This window comes from Sphingopyxis sp. (assembly GCF_036675685.1).
Lineage (GTDB): Bacteria > Pseudomonadota > Alphaproteobacteria > Sphingomonadales > Sphingomonadaceae > Sphingopyxis.
In genome coordinates this window covers 94324-115224 of sequence record NZ_JAKFEM010000028.1, presented here as the reverse complement: position 1 = coordinate 115224, position 20901 = coordinate 94324, and the positions used below count along the sequence as shown (strand labels likewise).

The window sequence follows — 20901 nt, the reverse complement described above, 5'->3', positions numbered from 1 at the left end:
ATCAGCGCGTCGTCGAGACGCGATAGATCATGCGGTGATGATAGGGCCTGCCGGTATCGACCCGTGCCGATCCGAAGGCCGGCTGGTTGGGCGTGTCGGGGAATTTCTGGGGTTCGAGCGCGATGCCGTCGCCCATGCGATAAAGATGCCCGTGCTTGCCGACGAGCGTGCCATCGAGGAAGTTGCCGGTGTAGACCTGCACGCCGGGCTCGGTGGTCAGCACCTCGAGCACGCGGCCTGATTCCGGATCTTCCAGTCGGGCGGCCAGTTCGGGCTGGGCGGTGGCGCCCTTGTCGAGCACGAAATTATGATCATATCCGCGGCCGGCGACGATCTGGGGATCGCGACCGTCGCGGATGCCGTCCCCGATCACCCGTCCCCGGGTGAAGTCGAACACGCTGCCCGCCACCGGCTTCAACTCGCCCGTCGGGATCAGGGCGTCGTTCACCGGCGTATAGCGCCGCGCCGCGAGGGTCAGCTTGTGATCGAGGATGCCGCGTGGCCCGCCTTCGCCGGCGAGGTTGAAAATCGCATGGTTGGTCATGTTGACGATCGTCGGCGCATCGGTCTTTGCGCCGAAATCAATCGTCAGCGCCCCCGCCTCGTCGAGCGAATAGGTGACACTGGTATCGAGCGTGCCCGGGTAGCCCTGGTCGCCCGCCGCGCTGGTCAGCGTCAGGGTGACGCTGGCGGTCGGGCCGCTCTTGACCGACGCGATCGTCCACAGGCGCTTGTCGAAACCCACTGTGCCGCCGTGCAGCGAGTTGGCGCCGTTGTTGAGCTGAAGCTGATAGGGTCGGCCGTCGAGCGTAAAGCGGCCACCTGCGATACGATTGGCATAGCGGCCGACGGTGACGCCGAAATAATTGGGTTTGTCGACATAACCGGCGAGGTCGTCATAGCCGAGAATGATGTCCGCGACGGCCCCCGCGCGGTCCGGCGCTTCGAGCGCCTGAAGCGTCGCGCCATAGCTGATGATGCGCGCCTTCACGCCTGCGTCATTGGTGAGCGTGATCGTTTCGACGGTGCGGCCGTCGGCCAATTTGCCGAGTTCGGTTCGTTCGGCGGTGGTCGCATAAGCGTTCGACGCGACGGCCATTGCGGCGATAATGGTGCATGTCGCAAACAGACTCGCCACCGTCTTCCTGCTGCTAACGACGTACATGGACCTCTCCTCACCGATTGACGATTGCATAAGATAGTATACAGTCAGACAAATTGTAAAGCGACCGCTTGCTGTCGGCGCGAAAAAAAGGGAGAAATCTTCATGCCCGCCCCATCCGGCGCCCCCATAAGCTATGGGACCCCCACGGTCGGCCCGGCGCAGAGCTACACGGCGGCGCTAACGCTACTGGCCAGCCTCTTTTTCATGTGGGGCTTTATCACCGTGATCAACAACACGTTGCTGCCGCACCTGCGCAGCGTGTTCGACCTCAGCTACACGCAGACGACCCTCATCGAGTCGGTGTGGTTCATCGCCTATTTCGTGGCCTCGATTCCTTCCGCCAAGCTGATCGAGCGCATTGGATACCAGCGGTCGCTGGTGGTCGGGCTCCTGATCATGGCGGTGGGCTCGCTCGGCATGATGCTCGCAGCCAGCATTCCGTCCTATGGCGTGACGCTGGTCATGCTGTTCGTCATCGCTTGCGGTATCAGCTTGCTCCAGGTTGCCGCCAATCCCTATGTCGTGGTGGTCGGCGATCCGGCAACGGCCTCGTCGCGCCTCAACCTGGTACAGGCGATGAATTCGGCCGGCACGATGCTCGCACCGATGTTCGGCGCCTACCTGATTCTCGGCCGGTCCAAGGGCGGCACGGCCGAAGCCGGCACCGTGTTGACGCAGGCTGAGCGGTTGGCCGACGCGCATTCTGTGATCCTTCCCTATGGCCTCGTCGCCGCCGCGCTTCTCGTGCTCGCGGTCATCATTGCGCGCTTCCCGCTTCCTGCGATGGGGACGGCGACCAGCCGCGTCGACCGCGAAGAGCGCAAGCGTCATTCGCTGTGGCGGCACCGCAATCTCGTGTGGGGTATCCCCGCGATCTTCATCTATCTGATCGCCGAAATCGGTGTCGCCAACCTGTTCGTCAATTTCGTCAGTCAGCCGGACATCGCGAATCTGACGCATGAACAGGCCGGCAACTACCTGACCTTCCTGTGGGGCGGGATGATGATCGGACGCTTTGCGGGCGCGGCAATCATGCAGCGGATCAGCGCCGAAACATTGCTTGCGACATTTTCGATCGGCGCCTTCATCGTGATGTTGGTGACGGTCTTTGCCCACGGCCCGGTCGCTATGTGGTCGTTGATCCTTGTCGGCCTGTTCCATTCGATCATGTTCCCGACCATTTTTGCGCTCGGCATCCGGGGCCTCGGTCCGTTGACCGAGGAAGGATCCGGCCTGCTGATCATGGCGATCGCGGGCGGCGCGCTTGTCGTGGTGCAGGGCTGGCTTGCCGACCTTTATGGATTGCAGATGTCCTTCCTGCTCACCGCGGCGTGCGAGCTTTATGTCCTCTTCTACGCGCTGTGGGGATCCAAGCCCGTCGTCTCGGGCGAGGCCCCGGCAGCGGTCGAGCCGCCGGGGGCCGCTGGGACCAGCGCCCTTTGACGCATCTCAGCCGGCGAAGCGGGTCGGACCGCGACCCGCTTCGCCGGTCAGGCACAGCAGCGCGCCGGCGAGCGGTTGCTGTGCCAGCGCATCGGGAGTCAGGCCGACGGTGGCGCTGGTAATATAGAGACGGTCGATATCACGGCCGCCGAACGTCGGGCAGGTTGGGCGCTGAACGGGCAGGGTAATTTCTCGCACGATCCGGCCATCGGGCGACAGGCGGCGCAGGCACCATCCGTCCCAAAAAGCGATCCAGACATGGTCCTCGGCATCGACCGCCATGCCGTCAGGATAGCCCTGCTCGGGGATGAAGGACGCAAAAGGCCTTTCGGCAACGGCGGCCCCGCTTGCGTCCAGCGTGACCGCGGTGATCCGCTGCGCCGCCGAATCGGTGACGAGCATGGTGCCATCGGCAAGGAACGCGGGTCCGTTGGGCACCATGATGCCGCTGCGGACCGTCGTGACGGTTCCGCCCGGATCGAGTCGATACAGCGATCCTCGCGCTACCTGTTCGGCATCGTCCATCGTTCCGGCCCAGAACCGGCCCTCGCCATCGACCTTGCCGTCGTTAAAACGATTGCTGGCGGGTTCGTCGATCGTTGCGATGACCTTGTCGACGGAAACCCAAAGATCATCGGCGACCGCAAGGCGTACGAAACCGAGATCGCCGCTGGCGACAAGCATCCCGCCGCGCGCCAGTCCGAGCGCGGTAAGCCGGAAGGGTAATTCTTGCCGATGGTTAGCGCCGCTCGCGACATGATGGGCGTGCAGTGCGCGCGCCTTGATGTCGACCCACCACAGGATTTCGCGATCGGGGTCCCATAACGCGCCTTCTCCAAGCTTCGCTCCGGCGGGCGAAACGGCCGTGATTGTCATCATCCTCTCCTTGACGCTGCCCCGCCAATCTGCAATCGGGGAATAATAGTATACTGTCCGACTTATTGGAGTGCACGATGAAAATTACAGGCGCCATCCTTCTGGGATTCGCGGACCGCGTCAGCGAGGCCAGCTTCGCCGCGATCGATCCGGCGACCGGTAAGGCCATGGGCCCGGATTTCCACGATGCGGGCGTCGTCGACGTTGCCGATGCCGCCGCGCTGGCGGATCAGGCCTTTGCTGCGTTCAGCGAAACTGCGCTTGAGGCACGGGCGCTGTTCCTCGAAGCTATCGCAGAAGAGATCGCCAATATCGGGGATATACTGATCGAACGCGCCATGCGCGAAAGCGGCCTGCCGCGCGGGCGGCTCGAGGGTGAGCGTGGGCGCACGATCGGCCAACTCCGCCTTTTTGCGTCGATCGTCCGCGAAGGCGGATGGATCGATGTGACGATCGATCCCGCCATGCCCGATCGCGCGCCGCTGCCCCGGCCTGACCTTCGTCGCCGCAACGTCGCGCTGGGACCGGTCGCGGTGTTCGGTGCGTCCAATTTTCCGCTCGCCTTCTCCGTCGCGGGCGGGGACACGGCGTCGGCTCTCGCTGCGGGCTGTCCGGTGATCGTGAAGGGTCACCCCGCGCATCCGGGAACCGGCGAACTGGTCGCGCGCGCAATTCGCCGCGCGGTGGAGCGTTGCGGCTTGTCCGAAGGGGTGTTTTCCTATCTTCCCGGTACGACCCATGCGCTCGGCGCCGCGCTGGTCGCCGATCCGCGCATCAAGGCGGTCGGCTTCACCGGATCGCGCGGCGGGGGCCTCGCGCTGGTTCGCATCGCGAGTGAGCGTGCCGAGCCGATCCCGGTCTATGCCGAAATGTCGAGCATCAACCCGGTCATTCTGTTTCCCGCCGCGGCAAAGGCGCGGGGCGCTGCGCTTGGCGAAGCCTATGCGGGGTCGCTGACGATGGGCGCGGGCCAATTCTGTACCAACCCCGGCTTGGTGATCGCGCTCGACGGCAGCGATCTGGATGCCTTTGTCGCCTCGGCGGCCACGGCGCTCGGCCAGTTGCCCGCGCAGCAAATGCTGACCCCGGCGATCCATTCGGCTTTTCAGCGGGGCGTTGGCGCGTTGAGCGCGAATGACGCGGTCGAAACCGTTGCTCGCGGGCCTGCGGGAGATGGCGAAAATCAGGCGCAGGCGGCGCTCTTTGGTGCCGACGCAGCGGCTTTCACGCATGATGCAGCGCTTGGCGAAGAAGTATTCGGATCGTCTTCGATCGTCGTTCGCGCCGCCGATCCGGCAGAGATCGCGCAGCTTGTCGGCAGCCTTGAGGGCCAGTTGACCGCGACCTTGCTGTTCGACGAAGCCGATGAGGAACTGGTCGCTCCGCTGATCCCGTTGCTCGCGCGCAAAGCCGGGCGGATTCTGGCCAACGGCTGGCCGACGGGCGTCGAAGTATGCCACGCGATGGTCCATGGTGGCCCGTTTCCCGCTACCAGCGACAGCCGCACCACATCGGTTGGAGCGCTGGCGATCATGCGTTTCCTGCGCCCCGTCTGTTACCAGAACCTGCCCGACCGCCTGCTGCCGACCGCGCTGCGGCAGGACAATCCCTATGGCGTTGCGCGGCGCATCGACGGGGTGCTGACGCTCGCCTGAGGCGACCACGGAATGCGATAAGGAGAGGATAGTATGATTTGTTTGGTGCAATTTCGCGGCGCCGACGGCGAGAGGGGCGTGGCGGTGATCCGCGACGGAGCAGCGGCATCGCGGCTTCCCGGCGTATCGAGCACGCTCGCGCTCGCCCGTCGTGCGCTGGCCGAAGGAGCCACCCTGGAAGCCCTTGTTGCGGCGCTCGGCGACGGGGCGCCCATCGACCTTGCATCGGTCGAATTGCTCGCGCCGATCGACCATGAAGATCCGGCGCATCTGTTGCTCACCGGCACCGGGCTGACGCACCTCGGTTCGGCCGAAGGCCGCGACAAGATGCATCGCTCGATGGACGACGCTGCGCATCAGACCGATTCGATGAAGATGTTCCTGATGGGGGTCGAAGGCGGCAAGCCCGCCGACGGTGCCGTGGGAGCGCAGCCCGAATGGTTCTACAAGGGCGACGGATCCTCGCTCGTTGCGCCGGGCGCGCCGTTGTCGTCGCCCGATTTTGCACTCGATGCGGGCGAAGAGCCCGAGGTCGCAGGCATCTATCTGATTGCCGGCGACGGCACGCCCGTCCGTCTCGGCTATGCGCTCGCCAATGAATTTTCGGACCATGTGACCGAGCGCGGCAACTATCTGTGGCTCGCCCACTCGAAGCTGCGCCCCGCGGCGCTCGGTCCCGAACTGCTCGTCGGCGAATTGCCGGCGCATGTCGAAGGGGTCAGCCGCATCGTGCGCGATGGCCAGACTTTATGGGAAAAGCCCTTTGTGTCGGGCGAAGCGAATATGTCGCACAGCATGGCCAACCTCGAACATCATCATTTCAAATATGGCCTGTTCCGGCGTCCGGGCGACGTGCATGTTCATTTTTTCGGCACCGCGACGCTGTCGTTCAGCGAGGGGGTCGAAACGCGCGAGGGCGATATATTCGAGATCGAGGCCGCGCCCTTCACGCTGCCGGTCCGTAATCCGATCGCCCGGGCAGTATCGCCAGCCACCGAAGTGAAAGTCCTCTAGATGGTCATTCGGATCGCCATCGTCGGTCTCGGCAAGATCGCGCATGATCAACATATTCCGGCCATCGCGGCGTCGGACGAATTCGAACTGGTCGCGGCGGCGAGCCTTGCCGGCACGATCGACGGGGTTCCGGTCTTCGAGACCGTGGACGCGCTGTTGAACGCGGGGATCGCAATTGACGCGATCGCCATGTGCCAGCCCCCGCAGGCCCGTTTCGAAGCCGCGGCCAAAGCGATCCGCGCGGGCAAGCATGTGCTGCTGGAAAAACCCCCGGGCGCCACGCTGGCGGAAGTCGAGGCGCTGACGAGGCTCGCCGAAGCCGCCGGCACGACGCTCTTCGCTGCGTGGCATTCGCGTTACGCTCCCGGTGTCGAGCCGGCGCGCGCCTGGCTGGCGGAACGCGATATCCGTCGCGTCGATATCGTCTGGAAAGAAGACGTCCGCCGCTGGCATCCGGGCCAGCAATGGATATGGGAACCCGGCGGCTTCGGCGTGTTCGATCCCGGCATCAATGCGCTGTCGATCGCCACGCACATCCTGCCGCGGCATTTCTATCTGCGCGACGGCTGCTTGGAAATCCCGGCCAACCGCGCTGCGCCGATCGCCGCCGAGCTCGATATGGTCGGCATCGACGGCGCCCCGGTCCACGCCGTTTTCGATTGGCGCCAACGGGGGCCGCAGACGTGGGACATCACCGCCGAAACCGACGCCGGCACGCTCTGCCTCGGCGCGGGCGGCGCCCGGCTGGCGATCGATGGTGTCACCCGCGATGTCGGCCCCGAACGCGAATATGCTGAAATTTACGCGCGTTTCGCGCGCCTTATCGGTGAAGAGAGCAGCGATGTGGACCGGACCCCGCTCCGTCTCGTCGCTGACGCCTTCATGCGCTGCCGCCAGATCGGGACGGACCCTTTCGAAGATTGACAGTCATTATATTGTATGACTGTATACGATAATATTGAGGAGCGGATTATGTCATTTCGGGAAACCAGCCGTCGGCAGTTGATGTTCGGCGTTGGCACACTCGCCATTCTGGCACATGCGCCGGGGGCGCTGGCGGCGAGCGGCCCGGCCAACCTGCGCGGCAAGGCGCGGCCGCTTCCGCTCGGCGCCGTGCGTCTGAAGTCGTCCGATTATGCGACGGCAGTCGAGGTGAACCGCGCCTATCTCCACCGCCTCAACCCCGATCGCCTGCTCCATAATTTCCGCGCCTATGCGGGGATGGAACCCAAGGCGCCGATCTATGGCGGCTGGGAAAGCGACACGATCGCGGGGCATACGCTCGGCCATTATATGACGGCGCTGGTGCTGACCTGGCAACAGACCGGCGACCCCGAAATGCGCCGGCGCGCGGACTATATCGTCGATGAGCTCGCAGCAACGCAGGCGGCGCGCGGCAACGGCTATTTCGGCGGCCTTGGGCGTAAGCGCAAGGACGGCACGATCGTCGACGGCATCGAGATTTTCGACGAAATCAAAAAAGGCGATATCCGTTCGGGCGGCTTCGACCTCAATGGATCGTGGGCGCCGCTTTACACGGTCCACAAATTGTTCGCCGGCCTGCTCAACATCCACGGCGCGTGGGACAATCGCAAGGCGCTGGATGTCGCGACCGGGCTCGGCGGCTATTTCGAGGGCGTCTTCACCGCGCTGACCCCGGAACAGGTGCAGGAGGTTCTGGCCTGCGAATATGGTGGGATCAACGAAAGCTTCGCCGAACTCTACGCTCGCACCAACGACAAGCGCTGGCTGGCGATGGCCGAGCTTTTCTATGACAAGCGTGTTCTCGATCCACTGGCCGCGCGCGAGGACAAGCTCGCCAATTTCCACGCCAATACGCAGGTTCCCAAACTGATCGGTCTTGCGCGGATCCACGAACTGACAGGCGAACCGGCAAAGGCGACTGCGGCTTCCTTCTTCTGGGATCGCGTCGTTCACCATCACAGCTATGTGATTGGCGGTAACGCCGACCGTGAGTATTTCTTCGAACCCGACACGACCGCGCAACATATCACCGAGGCGACGTGCGAGCATTGCAACACCTATAATATGCTGAAGCTGACGCGGCATTTGTGGACGTGGGAGCCTGACGGCGCCCTGTTCGACTATTATGAGCGGGCGCATCTCAATCATGTCATGGCCGCCCAGAACCCGGCCACCGGCGGCTTTACCTATATGACGCCGCTGATGTCGGGGACCGATCGCGGCTATTCGTCGACCGACGACGATGCATTCTGGTGTTGCGTCGGTTCTGGGATGGAAAGCCACGCCAAGCATGGCGATTCGATCTTCTGGGAAGGCGAGGACGGGACCTTTTACGTCAATCTCTATATCCCGGCCGCGTTGGAATGGGCGGCGCGCAAGGCCGCGGTGACGCTCGATACCACCTATCCCTATGGGCCCAACTCGACGGTGCGGTTCGACAAGCTCCGCTCGGGGACGTTCCAGGTCGCGCTTCGCGTTCCGGGCTGGGCCGCGGGCAAGGCCGAGGTGACCGTCAATGGCGAAGCGGTGACGCCCGCGTTCGTTCGGGGCTATGCGGTTGTTTCGCGGCGCTGGAAGGCCGGGGATACGGTCGCGATAACCCTGCCGCTCGACCTGCGGATCGAAGCGACGCCGGGGGACGAGAGCGTCGTCTCGGTGCTCTGCGGTCCGCTGGTGCTCGCCGCCGACCTTGGATCAAAGGAGCAGAAATGGGAACGCGCCGATCCGGCGCTCGTCGGTGCCGACCTGCTCGGCGGTTTCGGTGCGGTCGCTGCCGACAAGGCGATTTACGAAACGCGCGGCGTGATCCGGCCCGCCAATCTGAACTTCGTACCCTTCTATCGCCAGTATGAACGCCGCAGCGCGATCTATTTCAAACGCTTCACCGAAGCGGCGTGGCAAAGCGAGGAGGCGGGCTACAATGCGGAACAGGCGCGACTGAAGGATGTCGCGGCGCGTTCGGTCGATGTCATGTTCCTGGGCGAGATGCAGCCGGAACGCGACCATGATCTGACGAGCGATATCAGCTACCCCGTCACCTATCGCGGCCGCCAGGGACGCGACGCTCGCTCGGGTGGTTTCTTCGAATTCAACATGAAGGTGAAGCCGGGGCCGCTGATCCTGCAGGCCAGCTATTGGGGCGACGAGCGTCCGCGCGCCTTCGATATCCTGATCGATGGCCAATTGGTCGCGACCCAGCGGCTCGATCATGATGCGCCGGGCAAATTCTTCGACGTCGAATATCCCGTGCCCACGGCGCTGACCAAGGGCAAGGCGTCGGTCCGGGTGCGCGTCGTGCCGCATGATCGCAGCACCGCGGGGCCGGTCTTTGGCATCCGTCTCGTCACGGCAAAGCCAAGCGCCACGACATGAGCGTGAACGCCGACGAGTATGGCGAACCCGCGTGGATCGGAGAATGACTTGAAATATACGTGGTTGGCAATCTCAGCGGCAATGGCAATGACGGCGACGACGGATGTCCAGGCGGCGGAAACCAACGTCGACAGTCAGTTCGAGGCGCTTTCCAGCGCCGAGTATCAATGGCGCGAGACGCAACAGGCGCCGGACGAGGATAGCGCAAAGGGCGCCCCGCGGCGGCTGCCCGACGTCGGCCCCGCTGCGCAGGCCGAACGGTTGCAACGCTGGACCAGGACGGCCGAGGCGCTGGAAGCGATCGACCGCGGCAAATTGTCGCCCGCCCAGCAGGTCAACTATATCGTATATAAGCAGCAGATTGCGGCGCTGCTTAACGAGCAGCGATATCGCGAGTTCGAAAAGCCGCTCAATTCCGATTCCAGCTTTTGGGGTGATGTCGTCGGCTGCGCGCGCGCGCCGTTCGAGCGCGAGGCGGACTATCGCCAATATATCGCGATGCTGCGCGACATGCCGCGTTATTTCGACCAGCAGATCGTCAATATGCGCGCGGGTCTCCGGCGCGGCTTCACCCCTGCGCAAATCACGCTGAAGGGGCGCGATATCGGTGTTGCCGAAGTCACTGAGGCGAAGTCGGTCGACGCATCTCCCTTCTACGCCCCGTTCCGCCAATGGCCGGCGAGCATTCCGGCGAAGGACCGTGCCGCCTTGACCGCCGAGGGCGTGGCGGCGATCCGCGAGGCGGTGGTTCCGGCGCATGAAAGGCTGCTCGCCTTCCTGCGCGACGAATATATTCCCGGTGCGCGCAAAAGCCTCGCCGCTTATGATTTGCCTGACGGCCACGCCTATTATCAGTCGAAGATCGCTGAGTTCACCACGCGTGATCTGACCCCCGATCAGGTTCATGCCATCGGGCTGGCCGAGGTGAAGAAAATCCGAGCCCGAATGCAGGACGTCATGGACGAGGTCGGGTTCAAGGGCGATCTACCCGCGTTTCTGCATTTCCTGCGTACCGACCCGCAATTCTATGCGAAGACCCCGCAGGACCTGCTCGATCGCGCGGCGTGGATCGCGAAGCGGTTCGACGGCAAGGCGGCACAATATTTCGGACGTTTACCGCGCAGCCGCTTTGCGATCGAGCCGGTACCCGATGAACTCGCGCCCTTTTATACCGGCGGTCGCGGCGGGCCGGGCATCTATCTGGTCAACACATGGAACCTGCCCTCGCGGCCGCTCTATTCGCTGCCCGCGCTGACATTGCACGAAAGCGCTCCGGGCCACGCTTTCCAGATGCCACTCGCGGCCGAAAATAGCGACCTGCCCGCGTTTCGGCGCGATACCTATCTGTCGGTGTATGGCGAGGGGTGGGCGCTCTATTCCGAAACTTTGGGCGAAGAGATGGGCATGTACCAGACGCCTTATGAGGTGTTCGGGATGCTGTCCTATCAGGCGTGGCGCGCGTCGCGGCTGGTGGTCGACACCGGGCTCCATGCGAGGGGTTGGAGCCGCGAGCAGGCGCAGCGCTATCTGCACGATAACACCGCGCTCGCCGAGCACGAGATCGAGACCGAAGTCGACCGTTACATCGCATGGCCGGGACAGGCGCTCAGCTATTATATCGGCGAGCTCGCATTCATCGACGCACGCCGGCGCGCCGAACAGCGGCTGGGGCCAAAGTTCGACCTGAAAGCCTTTCATGACGCGGTGCTGTCGCTCGGATCGGTGCCGATTTCCGAAATCGATCGTCGCGTCGATCAATTGATCGCCGACGGCGGAAAGGGCCCCTACGCCGATGAGAAATGAAGTGGGGAAGGGCCTATTCCTTGCAGGCCTGACGCTGGCTGCGTCGTCGGTCGCTTTGGCGCAAAAGACGCCGGAGCCGGAGGTCATCGCCAGCACGGGTAACCCGATCCTTGCTGATGGCCGCTATTACTCCACCGACCCAGCGCCGCTGGTGGTCGGGGATACGCTTTATATCCTGGCCGGACGCGACGAAGCGGCGCCGGACGTCAACGACTTCATCATGAACGAGTGGCAGATGCTGGCGACGCGGAACCCTGCCTCGGGCCAATGGCAGCATTATCCCGCGACCATGCGGCCCGACTCCATATTCGCCTGGGCCGAACCCGGCCGCGCCTATGCCGGGCAGGTCGTAAAGGGTGGGGACGGGCGCTTCTATTTCTATGCCTCGGTGCTCGAGAAGGACAGCGGCGCGAAAGACCGCTTCGCCATCGGCGTCGCAGTCGCCGACACGCCGCTCGGCCCCTGGCGCGACGCGCATCCTGCGGGGCCGATCATCTCGCAGCGGGTGCCGCAAGCGAATGATATCCAGAACATCGACCCGACGGTATTGATCGACGACGATGGCCGGACCTATATTTACTGGGGCACCTTCGGGCAGCTGCGCGGCATGGAACTGGCGCGCGATATGGTCACCGCCGCAGGCCCCGAGCATGTCATCAAGGGGCTGACGGGTTTCTTCGAAGCGCCGTGGATTATGAAACGGAAGGGCGTTTATTACATGCTCTACGCCGGCAACAATGCCGGTCCAGATAGCCCTTGCACGCCCGCCGTCTATCACGCCTGCCAGGCCTATGGCACCGCCAGCTCGCCGATGGGGCCGTGGACCTGGCGGGGTGTGGTGTTGAAGCCCGTGTCATCGACCACCAGCCATGCCGGTGCGGTCGAATTCAACGGACAATGGTATCTGGCCTATCATACCGCCGACGCCAAGGACGGCGGCCATTTTCGCCGATCGGTCGCACTCGACCGGCTCGAATGGGACGACAGCGTGTCGCCGGCGGCGATCCGGCTCGTCAGGCCTACCCGCACGCCGATGCCAGCAGCGGCGGCGACGCGCAACGTCGCGGGCGCCGCGACAGCCGCGGCGTCGAACCAGCCGATTCCGGTCCAATATTGGATCCGGGCGCTGAATGACGGCAAGGTGCGGGAAAATCCGCTGCCGCCCGAAATGTGGGGCAGCTGGACCGGCAAGAACCCCGCGCAGCCGTGGATCGAATATCGCTGGCGCCGTCCCGTGACATTGTCCGGCAGCCGTATCTGGTTCTTTGCGGACCAGGCTGTGGGCGCGAGCGTCGGTGTGGCGCCGCCGCGCGTGTGGCACCTCGAATATTGGGACAAGGGGTGGCAGCGCGTTCGCGGCGCCAGCGGCTATGGCGCCGTCCCCGGACGGTTTCAGGCGGTCGAGTTCCCGGCCGTCACGACACGCTGCTTGCGCGCCGTGTTCGATGCGTCGGGCGATGACGACATCCACGCCGGAGTGGGCGTGCAGGAGTGGGAAGCCCTGGCGCCCCGCGCCACGGTTCCGTCAGCCAAGCCGGACGGAACCGCTGCGCCCTGCGAAAGCTGAGCCCGCGATCAGTGGCGATCAGCAAGCCTCGCCGGTGCTCCGGGATGGCGGGCCGTCGGGAACGCGCGCGCGGTGGCGGTAGAACGGATCGCCGGGCAAGCGATGCCGGTCGCCATAAACCGCCTTCAGTGCCGCGGCGAGCGCGGGGTCGTGTTCGCTGAGGTCGGCGTCGGACAGGATGCGCTTGCCGTCGATGATCGCGAGCTTGTTGGAATTGAACCAGAATTGGGTTCCCTCCGCCCAATATTCATGGGCCGTCGTCGCGCCATATTGGCCGTCCCACAGATGTTTCGACATCGCGTCTGCATAGGCTTTCTGGACTTGCGCGAACAAGACAGGGTCGGTCCTCTCTATCGCGTCGAAGATGGCGTGCGAAAATTCGTGGACCAAAATGGTTTCGCCAAAATATCGCGTCCCCGGCCTAGCCAGAAGATTTTCGGTCGCCCCGCTGGTCAGAAGGCCGCCCATGCCGCGGGCGCGCTTGTTCCAATATTCGCTGTCGGACAGCCTGCCGATCCGCTCCGCATAGAATTTGCGTTCGCAAAGCGTCAGGCGCGGATCGTCGATCGCCGGCTTTTTCCAGTCGCGCTGTTCGGGAACGTCGGTGGTCTGCTCGTTGACGCTCATGATCATCACGCGCTGTCCGGCCGCCTCGAGCGACCGCGCGAGGTCGGGGCGCTTTTCGAGCATCGCCAGCACCATCCGGCGCGCGATGAACAGCGCTTCGTCCGGCACTGCGTCGGAGGCGCTGATCGGGATGCCTGCGGCGGTTACCGATCGGGTGTAGAACGGATCGAGCGCGAGCGCGGGCGGCGGCGGACCGATGACGGGGCGCGTCTCGGCGCAGCCGGCAAGAAGCAGGCAACCAGCGACAAGCAGGTATCTCACGCCAACAGCCGATCGATCGAATGCCGAGGCTCCGCGACCCAGCAGGTGATTGTCATCTGCACAACGATCCTTTTCTTGTATTGTCGGACTATCTACAGTATACGATATGCAAGTTCAAGAGCAGGATGTAACATGGCAATTGGTTGGAAGGGCGTTTTCCCGGCAGTAACGACGCAGCTGCGTGAAGATTTGTCGATCGATCTGGCGGACACGCAGCGCGTGGTCGACGACCTGATTCGCGACGGCGTGACGGGCGTGATCGCGCTCGGCACGGTCGGCGAGAATAACTCGCTCGAATATGATGAAAAGATCGCCGTTTTGTCGGCGATCGTCGAAGTGGTGGCGGGTCGCGTGCCGGTGATCACCGGGGTATCCGAATATGACACGCGTCGCGCGTCGCGCTACGCTGCCGCTGCTGAAAAAGCGGGTGCCGACGGTCTGATGCTGTTGCCCCCGATGGTCTATGTTCCGCAGCCGCACGAACTGATTGCCCATTTCAAGGGCGTGGCGGATCGGACCGGGCTGCCGATCATGCTTTATAACAATCCGCCGGCTTATCGCACGGTGATCGACAAGGCCGTGCTCGAGGCGCTGGTCGATGTCCAGAATATCGTCGCGGTCAAGGAATCGGCTCCCGACACGCGTCGTTTCACCGATTTCCGCAACACGTTCGGCGATCGCTACGTTCTGTTCGCCGGTCTCGACGATGTCGCGCTAGAGGGGCTGTATCTCGGTGCACAGGGCTGGGTTTCCGGCCTCACCAACGCATTTCCGAAGGAATCGGTCGAACTGGTTGCAGCGTTCGAGCGTGGTGACCATGCGCGGGCCATGGAAATCTATCGCTGGTTCATGCCGCTGCTTCACCTCGACGCCGAGCATGACCTGGTTCAGTCGATCAAGCTTGCCGAACAGGTCATGGGGCGCGGCTCCGAGCGAGTGCTGCCGCCGCGCCTGCCGCTGGTCGGCGAGCGCCGCGCAGAGGTGATCGCGATGGTCGAAAAGGCGGCCGCGACCCGTCCCGCTGCCGCCACTACCAAAGCGGCCTGAATCTGCGGGGAATCCGGCTCGTCTGGACCGCCGGGCCGGATTTCATGTCAAATAGCGCGGGGGTCGGTGTATCGATAGCCCGCGCTCCACCCCGCTGGAGCATTTGAAATGAACATTGTGGTCCGAACCCTGTCCGAGCGCGTGTTCGATATCGTGCGCGAACAGATTGTCGTCGGGGGACTGGCGACCGATATACCGATCCGTCAGGATGCGCTGGCCGTGGAATTGGGAGTCAGCAGGATTCCGGTGCGCGAGGCGCTCGCGCGGCTCGAACAGCAAGGGTTGCTGATCAGCCATCCGAACCGCGGTTACATCGTCCGGCCGATGTCGACGGCCGAGGCGGACGAAATCTATGCCCTGCGTCTGGTGCTGGAACCGGCCGCGGCAGCATTCGCCGCTGTTCACGCCGACGACGCCGCGCGCGCAGAGGCCCTGCGTGTGTTCGAACGTCTGGACGCCGCCACCAGCGATAATCTTGCCGACGTTGCGGTGTGCAATCGCGAATTCCACACCGCGCTTGTGCGTGCCGCGGACCGGTCGATTACGACCCAGTTGGTCGAACGGCTTTCGATCCTTTCGGAACGTTATGTGGTCGCGCAACTCGAACCATCGGGGCGCGGGTCGCGAGCACATATCGAACACCGGCAACTGCTCGACGCGTGGATGGCGCGCGATGGCGATACCGTAGAGCGCTTGCTGACCGAACATATCAAAGCGACGCTCGCCGATTTGAAAATGCAATTCAAAGTTGCGGCCTGACCCACGCGGTCCGCCCCATTCAAAGGAAAATGATATGCGATTTCTGTTGGTCGCGCTGTGCCTGATCTTTGCGTTACAGGTCCCCGCCCAGGCACGCTCCGCGGCCGAAGGCGTCTGGCTGTTCGACAACGCGCCGAGCTATCCGGGCGTTACCATGCTCGAGGTAGCGAACGACGCCGGGGCGATCAGCGGCAGCGTAACGACCGAATGGTATGGGCCGATGACTTTCGAAAATGGTCGGGTCGAGGGCGATACGCTGACGTTCGACCTGCGTAACATCAACGACAACGCGCACCCCATCCGCCGCTGGACGGCACAGTTTACGCCGTCGGGGGTCAAATTGACCGGCGACATCTGGTACGCACATGTCGAACAGAACGGCCGCCGGGGCGGTGTGAAGGATGCGGAAGCGCGCGCCTTCCGCTTTGCCCCCGACCTCCCGCCGCTGGGTACGATCGCACCCGATAAGCTGGCTGCGACGCCGCCGATGGGCTGGTCAAGCTGGAACAAGTTCGGCGACAAGATCGACGACACGACGGTCCGTGCAATGGCCGATACACTCGTCGCAACGGGCCTTCGCGACGCCGGTTATCTTTACGTCAACATCGACGATGGTTGGCAGGGCAAGCGCGACGCAAACGGCGTATTGCAACCCAATGCGAAGTTTCCCGACATGAAAGCGCTGACCGATTATGTCCATTCGAAGGGGCTGAAGATCGGTATTTATACGTCGCAAGGGCCGCGGACCTGCGCCGGCTATGAAGGAAGCTACGGCCATATCCAGAGGGATGCCCAGACGTTCGCCGATTGGGGCTTCGACTATCTGAAGCATGATCTGTGCTCGGGCGAATGGTTCTACAACGATGCCGACAAGGTGAAGCGCAGCTACTATGAAATGGGACTGGCGCTGAAAGCGACGGGGCGATCGATGCTCTATTCGCTGTGCCAATATGGCCGGTTCAACGTGTCCGAATGGGGGCGATCGGTTGGCGGTCATTTGTGGCGCACCACCGGCGATATCACCGACGATTACAAAACAATGTCGGACATCGGTTTTGAACGTAACCCGAAGTTCGGCCACGCCGGGCCGGGGGGGTGGAACGATCCCGACATGCTCGAGGTCGGCAACGGCGGTATGAGCGAAGACGAATATATTACCCATCTGACGTTGTGGGCGATTCAGGCCGCACCGCTGATCATGGGCCACGACCTGCGGCAGACATCCGAAAATGCCCTGCGCCTTCTGACGAACCGCGACGTGATCGCGATCGATCAGGACGCCAAGGGCGTTCAGGGCCGGGCGGTCCGCGAGGACGGCAAGCTGGAGATCTGGCGTAAGGAACTGGCGGATGGGTCGGTCGCGCTGGCGCTCTTCAACCGCGGAGAGGCACCGGCCCCAATGGCGCCGACCGCCGCCGACGCGAATCTGGCGCGGCTGACCGAAGCGCGCGACCTGTGGCGCGGCGCGGCGGTTGCTGTCGAGGAGCTGCATTTTGTCGTGCCTGCGCATGGAGCGGTGATGTTGCGGGTCAAGGGCGATTCGATCTGATCGCAACCACTTTCCCGCCCTCGATCGAGGGCGGGAAAGCGGTGCCTCGGTGTCATCGAGACGGAAGACCAAAGCTCGCCGGCGGCGTGAACGGCGTCGGCTATATCAACGCCGCACCGGTATTGGCCGCGCTGGGTCTGGCCGGCGACGAGCGAGGCAGCGGCCGAGCTCGTGACGGTTTTTCGCAGACCGATTGAATGCGATGACCGCGTGGAAACGCGCCGTAGAGCAGTAGAAAATCCAGTATTTACAAATTTTTGTCTCGAAATCCCTCGCTTGCGTTCGGGAGCAATTTGCGGTGGCTCGACGGCATTTTAAACCCCGGGCGCAACCGGATTTCTAAAATCGTATAATGTATTTGACTTTTAATTGTCAGACATGCTCTAAATTGTCAGACATGCTCACGAGGCCGTGGGCAAGGGCCGATAGAGCTTTTTGGGAGGTTAAAATGACAAAGGACGCACTCACCCGCTATCTGCTGGGGGTAAGCGCCAGCGCGTTAGCAACGATCTTTTTCGTTACGCCGGCTATGGCTCAGGGTGCCGCGGACGCCTCACCGGCTGCGACGAGCGACGAAGGCGAGGCGATTGTCGTTACAGGTACCCGCATCCGGCGGCCGAACCTCGACAGCAACAGCCCCATGACCGTCGTGAGCGACGAGGAATTCCGGTACCAGGGCGCGACGACGGTGGAATCGGTGCTCAACCGGCTTCCCCAATTTACCGCCGATGCTAATGAAAATGTCTCCAACGGGTCGGATGGCACGTCGAACGTCAATCTTCGCGACCTTGGTTCGAACCGTGTGCTCGTCCTAATCGACGGCCAGCGCATGCTGCCGACGCAAGCGATCAACGTGAACTTCGTCCCATCCTCGCTGGTCGAGCGCGTCGATGTCGTGACGGGCGGTGCATCGGCGGTTTACGGATCGGACGCGATTTCGGGCGTCGTGAATTTCATCCTGCGCAAGAACCTCGATGGCGTCCGCGCGGATGCCCAGTACAGCTTTTACCAGCACAATAATAACAACGGGACGCTGCGCGATCTCATAGACAGCAACGGTTATCAGAACGCGCCTAAATCCGTTACCGATGGCGAAAAGCTGGACGTGAACTTCGCCGTCGGCACCAATTTTGCCGAAGGCCGCGGGAATGTCACCGCCTATGCGGGATATCGCCGCGTCAATCCGGTGTTGCAAGGCTCGCGCGACTATTCGGCCTGCGCACTCGACCCGAATAATGACCGCACCGCTTTTGTCTGCGGTGGTTCGAGCAACAATGAATTCGGCTTGTTCACCGTTCTCGCCGACCCGGTTTCGGGGTCGCCCGTCACTTATAACAACACCAAGGACGGCAATAAGACTTGGGTGCCGTACAACAGCAGCTTCCGCTATAATTATGCGCCGACCAATTATATGCAGCGGTCGGACCGCCGCTATACGGCCGGCGCTTTTGCCCATTATGAACTTTCCAAGGCCGCCGAACTCTACGGCAGCTTCATGTTCATGGACGATCACACCTTTTCGCAGGCCGCGCCGTCGGCGTTGTTCCAGGGTGAGGTCTATTCGATCAATTGCGACAATCCGTTCATGAGCGCGCAGCAGGCCGGGGCGCTCTGCGGCGCCGCGGCGGGCACCGACACCAGCCGCAACACGTTCATCGGCTATCGCATGACCGGCGAAGGCAGTGCGCCGCGCCGCGACGACCTGCGTCATACCGATTATCGCTTTCAGGGCGGGGTGCGTGGTGAGATCGCGCCGGGAATCCGCTACGATGTCGGGGCGTTGCGCTCGGTCTCGATCTTCAACGAAAACTATCAGAACGATATCGATCCGGTAAAGGCAAAGAAGGCGCTTCAGGTCGTCAACGTCAACGGCGTGGCAACCTGCAAATCGGTTGTCGACGGCAGCGATCCCGACTGCGTGCCGATGGACGTGTTCGGTTTCGGCAAAATCGACCCCGACGTCTATGACTATATATATGCCCCGACCTTCACGCGCGGCGAGCAGAAGCTCACCGTACTCAACGCGGGCATCAGCGGCGAACTCGGCGCCTATGGCATCAAGAGCCCGTGGGCGTCGCAAGCACTCGGGTTCGCGATCGGCGTCGAGCAGCGTATCGAGACGCTGGACTTCCGGGCCGATGCGCTCGCGCAGCAAAAGGGCACCCTGGAATCGCAGGGCCGGATCAAGGTCAAGGAAGTCTACGGCGAACTTGAACTGCCGATCCTCTCCGACATGCGTTTCGCTCATTCGCTCAGCATCAATCTGGGCCTGCGCTATTCGGACTATACGAACGACAGCCTCGACGGCACGAAAACCAGCTATGGCGCGACCACCTACAAGGCCGAGCTCGACTATGCGCCATCGCGCGACATCCGTTTCCGGGCGAGCTACAACCACGCGATCCGCGCACCCAATGTAGCCGAACTGTTCGCGGCGCGCGGTCTGGGCAATGTGCAGGGACAGGATCCTTGTTCCGGAGCCACGCCGATCGCATCGTTCGACCGCTGCGCGCTCACCGGGGTGACGCAGGCGCTGTACGGCAACATCCCCGAATGCCCTGCGGAAACCTGCGTCACTCAGGGCGGTGGCAATCCGGCGCTCAAGCCCGAAGAAGCGGACACCTATACCGCGGGCTTCATCCTGACGCCGCAGGCTATTCCCAACCTGATGGTCTCGGTGGATTATTACGACATCAAGGTCGACAATTATATCGGCACCGTCGATCCGTTCCTGACGATCAACCAGTGCATCCAGACGGGCAATCCGTTCTTCTGCGACCTGTTCAACCGCGATCCGGCCACGGGCGTCATCTTCGGGACCAATGGCTATATCACGGCGACCACGCTCAATACCGGCTATCTGAAATCGGCCGGTATCGACGCCACGGCAAGCTACAGCTTCGGGCTCGATACACTGGGTCTGGCCAACGGCGGCAAGCTCAATTTCGAACTCGTCGGCACTTATCTCGACAAGCATCAGGTCCAGCCGCTTCCGGGACTTGGAACTTATGACTGCGCGGGGCTGTTCGGGCCGACCTGCGGCCAGCCGACGCCGCGCTGGCGGCATCAGTTGCGCACGACTTGGCAGATGCCGTGGTCGAACGCGACGCTCTCGCTCAACTGGCGCTATTTCGGCAGCGCGAAGCTGTCGAGCAATACCGACAACGAATTCCTCGCAGGCACGCCTTATGTCATCAACAGCAAGATCGACGCATATAGCTATTTCGACCTTGCCGGGACGGTCGACGTGCTGGAAAACTTCACGGTGCGTGCAGGGGTCAACAATCTTTTCGACAAGGATCCTCCGGCGATCGCACAGGGGCTGCTCAGCTCATTCGGAAATGGCAACACGTACCCGGGCGTATATGACCCGCTCGGCCGCATGATCTTCGTGGGGCTGACCGCGAAATTCTAAAGGCTGAAACGGCGCCGGCTTCTCGAACTTCATCTCGATCGTCCAACCGACCGGGGAAGTGAAGGAACGAGAAGCCGGCTCGATTATCGCACGACACCAAAATGATCTCGGGATGAGGCAGGCCGACAAGAATTCCATCGAGCAGATTTATCCCGCGGATCAGGGTCGCCGATAGTTCCGGCTATTGGAACGATCAGAGATCCGATGTCTGCTTTCCCAAATTTACGCTCGGAAGCGGACAGTCTTCAAGCGGCCAACTCCGGCGGTTTGCGCGGAGAGTGGCGGGGCGGCAAAGTAAAATCCGAGCAGGGGTAGGAAGCGGATTCAGCGGACCTTTCGGAACGGGTAGTCCGGATTGCGCAG

At 62.8% G+C, this 20901-nt stretch carries 14 protein-coding genes; 11 read left to right on the top strand and 3 right to left on the bottom strand.

Translation table 11 applies throughout. The features are described from left to right. Window position 1 precedes the first annotated feature (1 nt). Complete coding sequence (locus tag V6M50_RS12830; protein ID WP_443030509.1) at window positions 2–1165, bottom strand: aldose epimerase family protein; 1164 nt, start codon at window positions 1163–1165, stop codon at window positions 2–4. A gap of 102 nt (window positions 1166–1267) precedes the next feature. Here V6M50_RS12830 and V6M50_RS12825 point away from each other — a divergent pair, with 102 nt between their 5' ends. Then, on the top strand, window positions 1268–2608 hold the full coding sequence (locus V6M50_RS12825) for a sugar MFS transporter (RefSeq protein WP_332818960.1): 1341 nt from the start codon (window positions 1268–1270) through the stop codon (window positions 2606–2608). Window positions 2609–2614: 6 nt separating this feature from the next. Here the strand turns inward: V6M50_RS12825 and V6M50_RS12820 are convergent, their stop codons facing one another. Next, window positions 2615–3487 (bottom strand): SMP-30/gluconolactonase/LRE family protein, encoded by an 873-nt coding sequence (locus V6M50_RS12820; protein WP_332818959.1) that lies wholly within the window; start codon window positions 3485–3487, stop codon window positions 2615–2617. Window positions 3488–3561: 74 nt separating this feature from the next. Between V6M50_RS12820 and V6M50_RS12815 the strand changes: the two genes are divergently transcribed. The 6 genes from V6M50_RS12815 to V6M50_RS12790 all read left to right on the top strand — a co-directional run bounded on the left by V6M50_RS12815 (window position 3562) and on the right by V6M50_RS12790 (window position 12880). Further along, entirely contained in the window at window positions 3562–5139 is a 1578-nt protein-coding gene (locus tag V6M50_RS12815; protein WP_332818958.1) for an aldehyde dehydrogenase (NADP(+)), read from the top strand. Window positions 5140–5172: 33 nt separating this feature from the next. Further along, complete coding sequence (araD1, locus tag V6M50_RS12810; protein ID WP_332818957.1) at window positions 5173–6153, top strand: AraD1 family protein; 981 nt, start codon at window positions 5173–5175, stop codon at window positions 6151–6153. Then, complete coding sequence (locus V6M50_RS12805; RefSeq protein ID WP_332818956.1) at window positions 6154–7077, top strand: Gfo/Idh/MocA family protein; 924 nt, start codon at window positions 6154–6156, stop codon at window positions 7075–7077. 48 nt (window positions 7078–7125) lie between these two features. Further along, a complete protein-coding gene (locus tag V6M50_RS12800) occupies window positions 7126–9510 on the top strand; it encodes a glycoside hydrolase family 127 protein (RefSeq protein ID WP_332818955.1) in 2385 nt (794 codons plus the stop codon). Window positions 9511–9597: 87 nt separating this feature from the next. Next, on the top strand, window positions 9598–11313 hold the full coding sequence (locus V6M50_RS12795) for a DUF885 domain-containing protein (RefSeq protein ID WP_332818954.1): 1716 nt from the start codon (window positions 9598–9600) through the stop codon (window positions 11311–11313). A 1-nt stretch (window position 11314) separates the two neighbouring features. Continuing rightward, complete coding sequence (locus tag V6M50_RS12790) at window positions 11315–12880, top strand: family 43 glycosylhydrolase (RefSeq protein ID WP_332818953.1); 1566 nt, start codon at window positions 11315–11317, stop codon at window positions 12878–12880. A gap of 18 nt (window positions 12881–12898) precedes the next feature. Here V6M50_RS12790 and V6M50_RS12785 read toward each other — a convergent pair whose 3' ends face one another. After that, window positions 12899–13768 carry a glycoside hydrolase gene (locus tag V6M50_RS12785; RefSeq protein WP_332818952.1) on the bottom strand — a complete coding sequence of 290 codons (870 nt, stop codon included), beginning with the start codon at window positions 13766–13768 and terminating at the stop codon, window positions 12899–12901. Window positions 13769–13900: 132 nt separating this feature from the next. Between V6M50_RS12785 and V6M50_RS12780 the strand changes: the two genes are divergently transcribed. The 4 genes from V6M50_RS12780 to V6M50_RS12765 all read left to right on the top strand — a co-directional run bounded on the left by V6M50_RS12780 (window position 13901) and on the right by V6M50_RS12765 (window position 20538). Then, window positions 13901–14815 carry a dihydrodipicolinate synthase family protein gene (locus V6M50_RS12780; protein ID WP_332818951.1) on the top strand — a complete coding sequence of 305 codons (915 nt, stop codon included), beginning with the start codon at window positions 13901–13903 and terminating at the stop codon, window positions 14813–14815. A 108-nt stretch (window positions 14816–14923) separates the two neighbouring features. Beyond that, window positions 14924–15574, top strand: coding sequence for a GntR family transcriptional regulator (locus V6M50_RS12775; protein ID WP_332818950.1), 651 nt, complete (start codon window positions 14924–14926; stop codon window positions 15572–15574). Between the two features lie 34 nt (window positions 15575–15608). Beyond that, a complete protein-coding gene (locus V6M50_RS12770; RefSeq protein WP_332818949.1) occupies window positions 15609–17123 on the top strand; it encodes a glycoside hydrolase family 27 protein in 1515 nt (504 codons plus the stop codon). Window positions 17124–17571: 448 nt separating this feature from the next. Beyond that, window positions 17572–20538, top strand: coding sequence for a TonB-dependent receptor (locus V6M50_RS12765; protein WP_332818948.1), 2967 nt, complete (start codon window positions 17572–17574; stop codon window positions 20536–20538). Window positions 20539–20901: the final 363 nt, after the last annotated feature.

What these genes read in the sequence shown, in the direction of transcription:
- V6M50_RS12815 (WP_332818958.1), top strand. Translation starts at nt 3,562, where the DNA reads ATGAAAATTACAGGCGCCATCCTTCTGGGATTCGCGGACCGCGTCAGC.
- V6M50_RS12765 (WP_332818948.1), top strand. Translation starts at nt 17,572, where the DNA reads ATGACAAAGGACGCACTCACCCGCTATCTGCTGGGGGTAAGCGCCAGC.
- V6M50_RS12770 (WP_332818949.1), top strand. Translation starts at nt 15,609, where the DNA reads ATGCGATTTCTGTTGGTCGCGCTGTGCCTGATCTTTGCGTTACAGGTC.
- araD1 (WP_332818957.1), top strand. Translation starts at nt 5,173, where the DNA reads ATGATTTGTTTGGTGCAATTTCGCGGCGCCGACGGCGAGAGGGGCGTG.
- V6M50_RS12820 (WP_332818959.1), bottom strand. Translation starts at nt 3,487, where the DNA reads ATGATGACAATCACGGCCGTTTCGCCCGCCGGAGCGAAGCTTGGAGAA.
- V6M50_RS12775 (WP_332818950.1), top strand. Translation starts at nt 14,924, where the DNA reads ATGAACATTGTGGTCCGAACCCTGTCCGAGCGCGTGTTCGATATCGTG.
- V6M50_RS12805 (WP_332818956.1), top strand. Translation starts at nt 6,154, where the DNA reads ATGGTCATTCGGATCGCCATCGTCGGTCTCGGCAAGATCGCGCATGAT.
- V6M50_RS12795 (WP_332818954.1), top strand. Translation starts at nt 9,598, where the DNA reads ATGACGGCGACGACGGATGTCCAGGCGGCGGAAACCAACGTCGACAGT.
- V6M50_RS12800 (WP_332818955.1), top strand. Translation starts at nt 7,126, where the DNA reads ATGTCATTTCGGGAAACCAGCCGTCGGCAGTTGATGTTCGGCGTTGGC.
- V6M50_RS12780 (WP_332818951.1), top strand. Translation starts at nt 13,901, where the DNA reads ATGGCAATTGGTTGGAAGGGCGTTTTCCCGGCAGTAACGACGCAGCTG.
- V6M50_RS12830 (WP_443030509.1), bottom strand. Translation starts at nt 1,165, where the DNA reads ATGTACGTCGTTAGCAGCAGGAAGACGGTGGCGAGTCTGTTTGCGACA.
- V6M50_RS12825 (WP_332818960.1), top strand. Translation starts at nt 1,268, where the DNA reads ATGCCCGCCCCATCCGGCGCCCCCATAAGCTATGGGACCCCCACGGTC.